General features: G+C 32.0%; 12 protein-coding genes, 5 pseudogenes and 1 riboswitch. Of the genes and pseudogenes, 8 read left to right on the top strand and 9 right to left on the bottom strand.

All coding sequences use genetic code 11. The features are described 5' to 3' along the window. Window positions 1-76: 76 nt before the first annotated feature. Window positions 77-2,473: an HAD-IC family P-type ATPase gene (locus AZF37_RS01185; protein WP_088369223.1), complete on the bottom strand. Its 2,397-nt coding sequence runs from the start codon at window positions 2,471-2,473 to the stop codon at window positions 77-79. A gap of 46 nt (window positions 2,474-2,519) precedes the next feature. After that, window positions 2,520-2,849 carry a Rieske (2Fe-2S) protein gene (locus tag AZF37_RS01180; protein WP_088369222.1) on the bottom strand — a complete coding sequence of 110 codons (330 nt, stop codon included), beginning with the start codon at window positions 2,847-2,849 and terminating at the stop codon, window positions 2,520-2,522. 105 nt (window positions 2,850-2,954) lie between these two features. On the opposite strand from AZF37_RS01180, the gene AZF37_RS01175 reads away from it, so the two are divergent. Together AZF37_RS01175 and AZF37_RS10200 are read left to right on the top strand one after the other, a co-directional pair. Next, window positions 2,955-3,173 carry a transposase gene (locus AZF37_RS01175; RefSeq protein WP_088369221.1) on the top strand — a complete coding sequence of 73 codons (219 nt, stop codon included), beginning with the start codon at window positions 2,955-2,957 and terminating at the stop codon, window positions 3,171-3,173. A 177-nt stretch (window positions 3,174-3,350) separates the two neighbouring features. After that, a complete protein-coding gene (locus AZF37_RS10200; RefSeq protein WP_162473789.1) occupies window positions 3,351-3,593 on the top strand; it encodes a hypothetical protein in 243 nt (80 codons plus the stop codon). 97 nt (window positions 3,594-3,690) lie between these two features. Continuing rightward, window positions 3,691-3,848: riboswitch (M-box (ykoK) riboswitch) on the bottom strand. Window positions 3,849-4,004: 156 nt separating this feature from the next. On the opposite strand, the gene AZF37_RS01170 is transcribed toward AZF37_RS10200, so the two are convergent. The 6 genes from AZF37_RS01170 to AZF37_RS01150 form a co-directional block, all read right to left on the bottom strand. Next, window positions 4,005-4,352, bottom strand: a complete 348-nt coding sequence (locus AZF37_RS01170; RefSeq protein WP_088369220.1) for a hypothetical protein — start codon at window positions 4,350-4,352, stop codon at window positions 4,005-4,007. A 61-nt stretch (window positions 4,353-4,413) separates the two neighbouring features. After that, window positions 4,414-4,626, bottom strand: coding sequence for a hypothetical protein (locus tag AZF37_RS01165; protein WP_088369219.1), 213 nt, complete (start codon window positions 4,624-4,626; stop codon window positions 4,414-4,416). Window positions 4,627-4,666: 40 nt separating this feature from the next. Continuing rightward, complete coding sequence (locus AZF37_RS01160; RefSeq protein WP_088369218.1) at window positions 4,667-4,897, bottom strand: 4Fe-4S dicluster domain-containing protein; 231 nt, start codon at window positions 4,895-4,897, stop codon at window positions 4,667-4,669. Window positions 4,898-4,986: 89 nt separating this feature from the next. Next, window positions 4,987-5,130, bottom strand: coding sequence for a hypothetical protein (locus AZF37_RS10195; protein ID WP_162473788.1), 144 nt, complete (start codon window positions 5,128-5,130; stop codon window positions 4,987-4,989). Further along, window positions 5,130-5,432 carry a TVP38/TMEM64 family protein gene (locus tag AZF37_RS01155; RefSeq protein WP_088369217.1) on the bottom strand — a complete coding sequence of 101 codons (303 nt, stop codon included), beginning with the start codon at window positions 5,430-5,432 and terminating at the stop codon, window positions 5,130-5,132. The genes AZF37_RS10195 and AZF37_RS01155 overlap by 1 nt, the downstream gene beginning before the upstream one ends. Window positions 5,433-5,468: 36 nt before the next feature. Further along, the gene (locus tag AZF37_RS01150) at window positions 5,469-5,687 is read right to left on the bottom strand and encodes a hypothetical protein (RefSeq protein WP_088369216.1); all 219 of its coding nucleotides are present in this window, start codon (window positions 5,685-5,687) and stop codon (window positions 5,469-5,471) included. 343 nt (window positions 5,688-6,030) lie between these two features. On the opposite strand from AZF37_RS01150, the gene AZF37_RS10190 reads away from it, so the two are divergent. From AZF37_RS10190 to AZF37_RS01120, 6 genes and pseudogenes are all read left to right on the top strand, one after another. After that, on the top strand, window positions 6,031-6,204 hold the full coding sequence (locus AZF37_RS10190; RefSeq protein WP_162473787.1) for a hypothetical protein: 174 nt from the start codon (window positions 6,031-6,033) through the stop codon (window positions 6,202-6,204). 11 nt (window positions 6,205-6,215) lie between these two features. Next, window positions 6,216-6,362 (top strand): MarR family transcriptional regulator, encoded by a 147-nt coding sequence (locus AZF37_RS01145; protein ID WP_088369215.1) that lies wholly within the window; start codon window positions 6,216-6,218, stop codon window positions 6,360-6,362. Window positions 6,363-6,494: 132 nt separating this feature from the next. Beyond that, window positions 6,495-8,223, top strand: a pseudogene (locus AZF37_RS01140) (ABC transporter ATP-binding protein). Between the two features lie 59 nt (window positions 8,224-8,282). Further along, window positions 8,283-10,201: pseudogene (locus AZF37_RS13025) on the top strand (ABC transporter ATP-binding protein); the annotation flags it as partial. A gap of 179 nt (window positions 10,202-10,380) precedes the next feature. Continuing rightward, a pseudogene (locus AZF37_RS13020) lies at window positions 10,381-11,010 on the top strand (DUF2461 domain-containing protein); the annotation flags it as partial. Window positions 11,011-11,317: 307 nt separating this feature from the next. Beyond that, window positions 11,318-11,425: pseudogene (locus AZF37_RS01120) on the top strand (TetR/AcrR family transcriptional regulator); the annotation flags it as partial. Between the two features lie 291 nt (window positions 11,426-11,716). Here the strand turns inward: AZF37_RS01120 and AZF37_RS01115 are convergent. Then, window positions 11,717-12,273 (bottom strand): annotated as a pseudogene (locus AZF37_RS01115) (ATP-binding cassette domain-containing protein); the annotation flags it as partial. Window positions 12,274-12,447 lie beyond the last annotated feature (174 nt).

Raw genomic sequence — 12,447 nt, 5'->3', positions numbered from 1 at the left:
CATCTTGACAAATCTCCCAAATAAATTCTAGCTTTAAAACATCTTAATACCAAACTAACAAAAACCAACACTTATCTTATACCCTATTGTCTTTTTTAAATACTCTTTTTAATATTTTCTCACCTACAATAACTAATAAAGAAGCTGTTAAAGTAAATAAAACAGCTACAAAAGCAAGAAACCATGTTAAACGAGCTAAGCCAAAGAAACTAATTGTAGCCGGTATAAAGAAGCAAGCTACAAACAGTAAAGACATTGTACCAATTAATACAATCCGCCAAATATTTAGCGGTTTACTAATCTTAGCCAATACAAATAATTGGATTAATCCCGTTGCAAGTACAAGCATTGTTGCCATTTCTGGTGGTGAAAAATTTAAGTGTGTCACCATATTCAAAAAGTTAATGGATAACAAACTAAAGGATACCGTTATCCCTCCAGGTATAGCTATTGATAGAATCTTTGAAAAGAAACTACCAGAAATCCGTTCTTGATTTGGTTCTAACGCTAAGAAAAATGCTGGTATCCCAACAGCCAATGTGCTTATTAATGAAATTTGAATCGGTGTAAAAGGATACGCAAATCCAAAAATTGTAACAAATACTGACAAAATAATACTATAAACCGATTTCACTAAAAATAAGCTTGCAACCCTTTGAATATTATTAATAACCCTTCTTCCTTGGGTTACAGCTACAGGTAAAGCTGCAAAATTTGAATCGAGGAGCACTAATTGAGCAACAGCCCTTGATGCTTCACTTCCAGAAGCCATGGCAATACCGCAGTCAGCCTCTTTCAAAGCTAAAACATCATTAACGCCGTCACCAGTCATACCAACTATATGACCTCTTCTTTGCAACGCTTGAACCATTTCTTTTTTCTGTTGAGGTGTAACCCTCCCAAAAACTGTATTGTTTTCCATAATTGCTTCTAAGTCTTTTGGGTCTTCAGGCAAAGTTCTAGAATCAATGTAGTTTTCATGGTCATGAATCCCTACTCGTCTAGCAACAGTTGCAACAGTTGTTGGATTATCACCAGAAATTATTTTAAGTGTTACATCCTGTTTTTTAAAATAATCTAAAGTAGCTTTTGCTTCTTCTCTAATTCTATCTTGTAGCAATATTAAAGTTTCAATAACTAAGCCTCTAGGATGTTTATTTTTAGTTACAGTTTCCTTAGTTATTGCAAAACAAAGAACACGATACCCTTGTTTTGCAAAAATTTCTACTTTATCTAAGAGTGCTTTATCTTCTATTAAAATATCAGGCGCCCCCATAATATAAGTCATACCATCATCAACAGTCATAGAAGCCCATTTTCGTGTTGATGAAAATGGTATTCTATCGGTAATTTTCCAAAGCAATTGCACCTCATTTTTATAGTAATCAATTAATGCTTGGGATGTTTCATTTTTATCTTTGCTCATATACGCATAAGTGGCTAATGCCATATTTAACTTTTGAAAAGACTCATCAAGTGTAATTACTTTTGCTACATCTAACGAACCTTCTGTTAAAGTTCCTGTTTTATCTAAACAGAGAACATCAACTCTAGCTAAACTTTCAATTGCTGGTAGTTCTTGAACAAGAGTTCGGTGCGTAGCTAAACAAATAATACCTACTGCAAAAGCAACACTTGTTAAAAGAACTAAGCCTTCTGGAATCATACCTATAATACCTGCAACAGTTTTAAGAATAGCTTCATTCCAAGTTTGCTTAATAATAAAGAATTGACTAATAAACAATAATAATGCCACAGGAAAAATAATTAAAGTTAAAAATTTAATTATTTTATCAATAGAATCACGCAATTCTGAATGAACAATTTTAAAACGTTTTGCCTCATGACTCAACTGGTTAATATAGGTTTCTTTTCCCACTCTAAGAACTTGCGCTTTTCCTGTTCCGGCTACAACAAAGCTACCTGAATAGCCACAATCCTCTACTTGTTTTTCAATTGAGTCTGATTCTCCTGTTAATAAAGACTCATCAATTTCTAATCCAAAAGCTTCAACAATAATCACATCTGCTGGCAGTTGCATGCCAGGAATAAGCATAACCAAATCGTCTATGACTACATCATCAATTGGAATAACTTCTTCCTTGCCTTCTCTAAGCACATGAACTTGTTCATTTTTTAAAAGAGACATTTTTTCAATTGTTTTTTTCGCTCTATACTCTTGAATAATACCAATTAATATATTGGCAATTACAATTATAATAAATAAGGCATTTCTTGGTTCTCCAGCAATTAGTACTAATACAACTAAAACAATATTTAAGCCATTAAAAAAAGTGAATAGGTTAGTTCTAAAGATATCCCACAACGTTCTTGTAGGTGCCTTAAGAATCCGATTGACCTCTCCCCGTTCTTCTCTAATTGCTACTTCTTCATTTGTAAGCCCAGCATCAACCAACGCACTTTGTTTCTCCAAATGAGTTTTTGCTAATGCCTCATCCTGTTTAAAACTCAATGATTATATCCCCTCTTCTTACTCTCTTATCCCCTTAATTATAGCATTATTCAATTCCAATGAATACGTCTTTTCCCTCTATTTTGACTTCATAAGTCTTGCAATTATCTACTTTTACTTTAACAAATGCAATCTTACCTCTCTTAACAACTTTTCCATCTCTAATATCAAATTGACTGCCATGTTTTGGACAAGTGATCACATAGCCTTTTAGAATCCCATCTCCTAAGGATCCGTCCATATGAGGACAAACATTATCAATGGCATAATACTGATCCTCCACTCTAGCTAATAGCATTTTATTGTCATTTACAACAACAATTCTTTTACTGTCATTTGCAATAGCATCAACCGCCAATACTTTAGTATAGTCCATTATAAATTCACCCTCCTTTTTATTTTTTGGACATATACTAAAAAAGTAGACAGGAAAAAGTGAAACATGTTTTAAATAAGTAGACACATAAGAAAGGATAAAATTATGAATAATTACAAGAAATACGATGAAGAATTTAAAAAAAGTATTGTTAATTTACACCAAAACGGTAAAACTCAATCCCAACTTTCTAAAGAATATGGTGTCTCCATGTCTGCTTTACACAAGTGGATTAAACTTTATTCTCAGGTTAGAATTGATGATGATACTATTCTAACCGCTAAGCAGATTAAGGATCTTCAAAAGCGTAATGCTCGACTCTAGGAGGAAAATATCATTTTAAAAAAAGCAATTGCCATATTCACGCCTCACTCAGACAAAGATTAATGGCTGTTCATACCCTTCGTTTTCAGCACGCTATCTCTTTTCTTTGTCATGTCCTTAAAGTGAACCGCAGCTCCTATTACAAATACTTTTCGGAAAAACTTTCTCCTAGAACTATTGAGAATTAAAAACTCCGTCAGCTTATTCTCGGAGATTTGTCATCTTACTAAGAGACGTATTGGCCCATCTAAGATTAAGGCTCTTCTTTCCTATGACTATGGCATCAACATCAGTATTGGTAGAGCGAGCCGCCTGATGACTGACATGAATCTTCCTAAAATGCCTACTATCAAACTTCGGTTTATTCATCCGAGGTCTATTCCCAATTTTGATTGCCCTAACTACCTAAATCAAAATTAATCTAAATAAGAATGGCAAATAAAAAAACTTCCAACCAAAGCAAAACAATGGCTAGAAGTTTATATTCTCCACAAATTAATACACTCTATTCAATTAAAATGTATACCACCGTTCAAGCTTAAGCTTCGCAGAGCAATGAAATTGTATTAGATTATACCTTGAATCGACATAGCCTGCTAACCAACTCATAGTGTCTCCACTACTCCGCGGCAACGATCCTTATCTATGCGGTAACCTCACCTACCGACTTATTTAGTTCCTTTAATAATATAAGAATAAAAAGACACTTTGTCAATTCCTCTGAATTATTTAATCTGTTTTTTATTAAAATTATCTATAATTTGTTTTGTTTTAAAACGATTTTTATAACTTTCAATTAATGATAAGGGTTTCTCTCTTTTAGACTTATTCTCAAATATAAGATCTAAAAGATAAGTGGCTTTTTTCAGTCCTTAAAAACATGGAATGACAGCCACCACAGTAGCTAATGACTTCATTAGCTGGCATTGCTGCTGTTGCCATTTCTAATGCTTTATTGCTAATTGAGGGTCTCAGCATACCAACCATGCCTCCCATACCACAGTATAGAGTTTTCTCTTTACAATATTTTGACTCTTTAATAGAGTAGCCTTTTTTTATTAATAGCTTTCTAACACTATTATGAATTAAAGGAACATTTCTAACAGAATAAGAATCTTGAATAGAGACTACTGCATCCTTAACCAGACTATCTTTTTCTATTTTCAGGCGCTCAGCCAATACATGCCAGAGAGAGACAACCTGTATATTAGAGTGATTGCTAATGGTTTTATAACAGTTTCTAGATTATAATAACTAAAATCATTTTCCGGCAAATCATATTTTTTCTAAAATGCTCCATTTCACCTAACATTAATGTTGGCTTGCCACAACAATTACTAATGCCTCTTAACTTGCCTCCATGTAGGGTGCTAAGAAAAATTAAAACTTGTTCTACATCATAAGGACTATAAGCACTTAGGTTACAACCAGCCATAAAACCAATATTACTCATATTTTTTAACCTGCTTTCCTCTAAATATAGGGCTTGATACCTAAGTCTGAAAAGCCACAACTCCTAAACGACCTTTTGAGTTTGCCTTGCCCTTATTAGTATTCGCAATCTCAATTCTTAGTTCATTTAAAAGTTCTGGAATAGGTAAATTTAAAGGACAAGCAACTTTACATGAACCACATAAAAGACAACTATAGACTAAATCAAAATTCAATTCAACTTCCAGTTTTTCAACAATGTCAATTGGATTCCTGCCAAAATTTGCAAGCATAGGACAATACTTTAAAGCAACTTCGACAACCTGTACAGGCTGTTTTAATCTCCTTAATTTGCTTCTTTATATTTTCATTATACAAAACTCTATTCGTTATTTTCTTCACTTAACTCCTCAACAGAAATACCTTTCATTTTTGCTATTTTCTTAACAACTCTAAAAAGAATATAAAATAAAAGACTAGCAATTATTAACTGACCAATAAAAAAAGGCGTAACCCCCGTTCGCACTAACTCCCCAGCAAAATAAGCATATAAAAAGCCCCTGGTAACATAGCAAATGCAGAAACAACAGTAAATTTAATAAAAGATATGTTTGTTAAGCCATAGGCATACCCTTGAATATTGTGAGGAAAAATTGGAATTAAGCGAGTAATTAAGACAAACTCAACACCATTTTTAGCAATCCCTGTTTCCATAGTCTCAAAGACCTTCTTATGCTGAAATTTCTTAACAATAAAATCTCTAGCCAAATAGCGGCTAATCAGAAAACTTAATGCTGTACTAATAGCGTGGCCCCTATAAGAGCAAATAGGGTTCCCTTAATTGAACCAAAAATAACCCTCCTACTATTGTGAAGACACTTGCAGACAATAAAAAACAGCACCTAATACAAAGATACCAATATAGACTAAATAACTTATACTACCAAAACTAGCTATCCAAATTTGAAGTGATTCTACATCTTTTAATAAATCAAAACCACCTGTAGCTGTTAAGACACTAAATAGAATAACTACTATTATAATTAGGCTAATCCAAATCCCTATTTTTTTCTTTTTTGTCACTGTAATAGCCCTCCTTACTTAAGTGTATTCCATGTCTATAACAATTGCAATACTGATAATTTTATATTAAACGAAGGATTATCAAATGTTTCTATAAAGGTCTTTTGTCCATTGAAAACACCTATTAAATTGTATATACTTTAGAGGGTAAAGATAAATTGTCTATTCAGGGAATCACTATTTCTAGCCTCAGTGGTTCCCATTCTTTCTGCAAAAAATAATATTTTATTAAAAAGGAGAATAAAATTCTCCTTTTTTTATTGACAAAAAATCAATCTATATATAATAGTTAAGCAGCTAATTAATTAAGCAAGTTAACTAAATAAGGAGGTGTTGAATTCCAATGGATGAAAAAGAAAAAATGGCCCTTGAATTAATCAATGTTATCCGCCATTTTAAGCAACATAAACATTATATGCCAAAAGATACTTCAAAAGAGTGTTTAAGCCCTGCCCAATTGACTTTTCTACATGTGTGTCTTATGGGGAGAAACAAAAAAAGCACCCTAAAGGTGTAAAAGTCTCTCATATGGATAAAATTATGAATGTTACATCATCCTCTATTACCCAGCTTATTAATGGTTTAGAGGAAAATGATTTTATTACCAAAACAATTAATAAAAAGGATAGACGTTCTATCTACATTAAATTATCTAAAAAGGTGATTTATTTTTAAAAAATCACCAAACCCATATGCTGAAGCATTTAACAGGTCTTGTTGATTACATAGGTGTTGAAAAAATGGAATCATTTGTTGAGACCTTAAAGGATATTATGTTATATACCTCAGAAGAAAGGAGCCACTAATTTGACAAAAATTTTACGTTATTTAGAAAAATATTGGATTGCTGTTATTTTAGCAATTATCTTTATTTTTGCACAAACTATGTTCGATTTAAATCTACCTAAATTAATGTCACAAATTATTGATAATGGTGTTCTAAAAAATGATACCACTGCTATTTGGAAAACAGGAGGTATTATGCTTCTAGTTACTTTATTAAGTGCTACAGCCACAATCTTGGCCAGCTATTTGTTAGCTCGAGTTGGTTCAGGATTGGCAAAAAAATGTTCGTAAATCCGTATTTGAAAAAGTAACCTATTATTCAAATGATGAAATGAATAAAATTGGCACAGCATCCCTTATTACTAGAACCACTAATGATATTACTCAATTACAACAATTTATCATTATGTATAGAATGATGATAGGGGCCCCAATCATGATGATTGGAGGAATAATTATGGCTGTATCTCAAACACCAAAACTATCTTGGATTATTGTTGTTATCGTTGCTATTATTGTTGTTATTATGGCCTTTATGCTAGTACTAATTGTTCCACTATTTAAGAAAAATCAAAAAAAGCTAGATAAACTCAATTTAGTTTTAAGGGAATTTTTAACAAGTATGAGAGTTATTCGAGCATTTAATCGTTCTGATGATGAAAAGAAACGCTTTAAAAAAGCTAATAAAAGTTTAACAAACACTTCTCTGAGAATTAATTTGATTATGGCTATTCTCTTTCCAGCAATGATGCTAGTTATGAATATCAGTACAATTGCCATTGTCTGGTTTGGAGGATTTCAAGTAGAAGCAACAACTATGGAAATTGGTTCATTAATGGCCTTTATCCAATATGCAATGCAAATTATGTTTTCTGTTTTAATGTTTTCCATGATTTTCTTCCTTTTACCAAGAGCTCAAGTGTCTGCAAAGAGAATTAATAAAGTACTAAATTCTCAAAGCACTATTAAAATTACAGAAAAACCAGTAACTAAATTTAAAACACTAAATGGTATTCTTGAATTTAAAAATGTTACTTTTCGACACAAAGGTGCAGAAGAACCAGTTCTAAAAAATATAACATTTACTGCTAAGCCCGGTGAAACAAGAGCTATTATCGGTGGTACAGGTTCTGGTAAAACTACTTTAATTGATTTAATTCCACGTTTTTACGATATAGAAGAATGTGAAATTCTAATTGATGGTGTATCAATAACCGATATGGATATGGAAACTTTAAGACATAAAATAGGTATGGTACCCCAACAAACCGTTCTTTTTTCAGGCACAATTGCAGAAAATATTCTCTATGGCAAAGAAAACGCTACAGATGCAGAACTAGAAGCTGCTGCAACAACAGCACAATGTTTAGAGTTTACCAATGAAAAGCCAGAAGGTTTTGAAACAGAAATTGCACAAGGCGGTACAAACTTATCTGGTGGTCAAAAACAACGTTTGGCTATTGCCAGAGCTCTAGTGAGAAAACCTGAAATATTTATTTTCGATGATAGTTTCTCAGCTTTAGACTTTACAACATATGGCAAACTGAGAAAAGCATTAAAAGAAAATATAAAAGATACGACTATGATTTTAGTAGCTCAACGTGTAAGCAATATTATGGATGCTAACCAAATACTCGTATTAGATAGTGGTAAAGTAGTTGGCAAAGGAACCCATGAAGAACTTTATAAAAATAATAAAATTTATAAAGAAATTGTCTTGTCACAATTATCAGAGGAGGAAGCAGCATGAGTGAAGTAAAAGAAAAATCTAAAAGCAAAATTCCTCAAGGCGGACCTCCTTGATCTTCTTTAGGGAGACCTGCTGAAAAAGCCAAAAACTTTGGTCAAACCTTAAAACGTTTAACAGGCTATTTAAGACGCTATAAATTTCATATTGTTGTCGTATTCTTATTTGCTGTAGCCAGTACAGTCTTTGCCATTGTTGGCCCTAAAATTTTAGGAAATGCTACTGATGTTTTGGCAAAAGGCGTTGTTGGCATTACAATTTATAATCAGGTGCATAAAGAACTACCACCTGGAATTCAGTTGTCAGAAGGTACTACAGGGGCTTCTGTTTTAAAAAACATGCCCGCTGAAATTAAAGATAAAATTCCAGCAAATTATCTTGATTATATTGAAAATCTCAACTTAACTGTAAAACCAATTATTGATTTTGGCGCTATTGGTCAAATTCTCCTATTACTATTAGGACTCTATTTACTAAGTGCATTGTTCTCCTATATTCAAGGTTTCATTATGACTAATATTACTCAGAAAACTGTCTTTAATATGCGTAATGATGTCAGTCAGAAACTTGATAAATTACCTATGAAATACTTTGATAATCATACCTATGGGGAAGTTTTAAGCCGAGTAATAAATGATATTGACACAATCAGTACTACATTACAACAAAGCTTAACCCAAATTATCACCTCAATTGTTACTATAGTTGGTGTTGTGATTATGATGATAACAATTAGTCCTATACTAACATTAGTAACAGTTCTCACATTACCTCTTGCTGCTTTTATTACAACAAAAATTGCGAAACATTCGCAAAAACAATTTATTGCTAACCAAAAAGAATCGGGGGGCTATGAACGGCCATGTTGAAGAAATGTATACTGGCCAAAAAGTAGTAAAAATCTTCGGACAAGAAAAACGCTCTATTGAAGAGTTTGATGATATTAATGAAAGACTGTACTCAGCAGGTTGGAAATCACAGTTTATTTCAAGTATTATTATTCCTCTATTAAACTTTGTAAGTAACCTAGGCTATGTTATTGTCTGTGTTGTTGGTGGTATTTTAGCAAGTATGGGACAACTAACTATTGGGTAATATTCAACCCTTTATTCAATACTCACGTTCCTTTACACAACCAATTACCCAAGTAGCTAGATCTTTAACACTATACAATCCACTGCTGCTGCTGAAAGAGTATTTGAATTACTGGATGAAAAAAAGAAGAAGTTCCAGAAACAACTACACCATTGCCAGTAGATACATTAAAAGGCAATATTCATTTTGATCATATTAAATTTGGTTATGAGCCTGATAACATCTTAATGAATGATTTATCCATTGATGTGAGGGAAAGACAAACAGTAGCAATTGTAGGTCCTACTGGAGCAGGTAAAACAACATTAGTTAATCTCCTAATGCGTTTCTACGAATTAAATGGTGGTGCCATTACTATTGATGGTGAAAACATTAAGGATTTAACTAGAAGTGGTCTTCGCAGTCTTTTTGGAATGGTACTACAAGACATTTGGCTATTTAATGGAACAATCAGAGATAATATTGCTTATGGTCGTAAAGAAGCGACTGTTGATGATGTTATTGATGCCGCTAAAGCAGCATATGCTGACCATTTTATTAAAACATTGGCAAAAGGCTATGAGACAATAATTAACGAAGAAGCGACGAATATATCGCAAGGTCAAAAACAGTTAATTACAATTGCCCGTGCCATCCTAGCTAATCAAAAAATATTAATTTTAGATGAAGCTACTAGTAGTGTTGATACTAGAACTGAGCTACTTATCCAACAAGTCCAACAAGCTATGGGAGAATTAATGAAAGACAGAACAAGCTTTGTAATTGCTCACCGTCTTTCAACTATAAAAATGCTGATTTAATTTTAGTAATGGATAAAGGTTCAATAATTGAACAAGGCACACATGAAACTTTACTAGCCCAAGGTGGCTTCTATTACAATTTATAAAACAGTCAATTTTTAGGACAATCATCTGCAGCATAAATAAAATACTTACCAGTAAAAAAGGAAGATTATGGTCTTCCTTTTTTACTGGCTATTTATGATATAATATATGAAAAACTTAAGGAGATTTAAAATGAATTTAGAAAAATCAATTACTTTTCTTTCATTATGATAACAATAATTTAGATTGGATGCATAAACATAAAGATTTAAAAAAAGAAGCAGAATATGAATTTCTATTATTCCTTGATGCTTTAATTAACAACATTAGAACTTTTGATAAAGCAATTGAGCCTACTGATAGTAAATTCCTATTTAGACTGAATAGAGATATTCGTTTTAGCCACAATAAAAGCCCCTACAATCCTTCTTTTAGAGCCCATATCGACCCAAAAGGAAAACAATTTATTCCTTGCTGGATACTTTCTCCAATTCAATCCTAAAGGAATTTCTTTCTCAGCTGGTGGTGTTTATGCTACTCAATTTCCAGAAGCAACAGCAATGGTTCGGGACTATATCATTACCCATGGAAAAGAGCTAACACAAATTATTAACAATAGTACCTTTAAAAAATTTTTCAGCTCTCTGGTTTTAAGCTAAAAAACTGCCCTAAAGGCTATGATAAAGACAGTCCTTATTTTGAATTACTAAAACATAAAAACTGGTATGTTGAATCAGCTATTAATGAAAATGAATTGCGCAAAGAAGAAGAGCTAATACTCACTTTAACAAAAAAATACAAAGCAATAAAACCTTTAAATGATTTTCTTAATAAAGCTTTAGTAGATTTTATATTACCTAATAGAAAGTAAACAGAAAATATATCCCACCGCTACCACAAGAGGGTTTTCGCAATTATTTATTTCATCATCCTATAGTTTAACAATCTCTTTTTGGTGATTTTGAGTAATTTTATTATGAAAATAAAAAATTAAATAGTCAAAAGAATACCATCTTTAAATCACTTCATTCTCTCTTATTGTCTTTTCTATTGCTATAATAAGAGAACAATTTTACTTGGATGAGGTGTATTATGAAAAACAAAGATAAGTTAATTAATAAAAGGGATCTGATATCGGAGTAACTAAAACTCTATTTATGAAGGAAAAAAATAATCATATTTCGATTTCTCAAATTGCCAAAAAAGTTGGTATTGGCAAAGGTAGCATCTACTACTACTTTTCCTCCCGAGATGAAATTATTAATGCCCTTATTGAAAGAATCTATTAAATTAAAGTTAAAGATTAGAATACAATTGTTAATAACCCATCTCTTAGCCCCTACGAAAAATTTGCAAAAAGTCTTGAAAGTTATCTCAATCATCTGCCTCTAATAAATTGCCATAATTGAAAGTGTAGCGGTCCCTAATGGCATAAAAAGTAATGGCCACCAATTAAAAATCATTGCTAAAAGCTCTTGGTTTTCTAAATTTGCCAGAAAGGCTGCCAAAAAGTAAAAACAATAATAAATAAAGGAACAATAATTAAAATTTTACGTGAAAAAAATCCTCTTAAAATTTTAAGTTTTCTGAATAACATTCATGAATAATTCTTCTAAGTTTTCATTAGTATTTATTTTACTTTCATAACCAAGAACGCCTTAATTAATAATACCAATATAATCTGCTACTTGCTCAACCTCAGATAGAAGAAGACTAGGCAATATAACTGTAATACCTTTTGCAGGAAATGAACGAATTAAAGCCCTCATATCTTTAATCCCCATAGGATCAAGCCCATTAATAGGTTCATCTAAAATAAGAAGTTTTGGATTCCCAAGTAATGCAATAGCAATACCTAATCGCTGTTTCATACCCATTGAAAACTGGAATGCTTTTTTCTTTCCAGTCTCCTTTTAATCGACTATACTAAGAACATCCATTATAGTAGATTCTTTCAACCCTAGTATAAGTGTGTGTATTTTTAAATTCTTCATAGGCAGTTAAATTGCCATAAATAGCCGGAGACTCAATTAGTGCTCCCTATAATATTATATAAATCTTTTCGCTCCCAAACCTTCCCCTGGAAATAGATCTGATCGGCTGTAGAGTCTAAAATACCAGCAATCATTTTTAGCTATTTCTTTATTAAATGACTTTGTTAGATTATTTGTTTCTAGAATATATTTTTCCATATTACCCTTCCTTTCGCTTTATAGCTTTTATTTTAAAGCCTAAGTTTAAGGAAACTGTAAGGTCTAAAAAAGAAAAACCTAATTTAAAATATTATTTAAATTAAGTTTTATATTTA

It is taken from the genome of endosymbiont 'TC1' of Trimyema compressum (assembly GCF_001584725.1).
Taxonomy (GTDB): Bacteria; Bacillota; TC1; order TC1; family TC1; genus TC1.
Note: the sequence above shows the minus strand (reverse complement) of the source record. Positions and strands in the feature narration are given on the sequence as shown.

Bases quoted from the DNA above. Each gene is read 5' to 3' on its own strand.
- AZF37_RS01180 (WP_088369222.1), bottom strand. From the start codon at position 2,849: ATGGACTATACTAAAGTATTGGCGGTTGATGCTATTGCAAATGACAGT.
- AZF37_RS01175 (WP_088369221.1), top strand. From the start codon at position 2,955: ATGAATAATTACAAGAAATACGATGAAGAATTTAAAAAAAGTATTGTT.
- AZF37_RS01165 (WP_088369219.1), bottom strand. From the start codon at position 4,626: ATGAGTAATATTGGTTTTATGGCTGGTTGTAACCTAAGTGCTTATAGT.
- AZF37_RS01160 (WP_088369218.1), bottom strand. From the start codon at position 4,897: ATGCTTGCAAATTTTGGCAGGAATCCAATTGACATTGTTGAAAAACTG.
- AZF37_RS10190 (WP_162473787.1), top strand. From the start codon at position 6,031: ATGGATGAAAAAGAAAAAATGGCCCTTGAATTAATCAATGTTATCCGC.
- AZF37_RS01145 (WP_088369215.1), top strand. From the start codon at position 6,216: ATGGATAAAATTATGAATGTTACATCATCCTCTATTACCCAGCTTATT.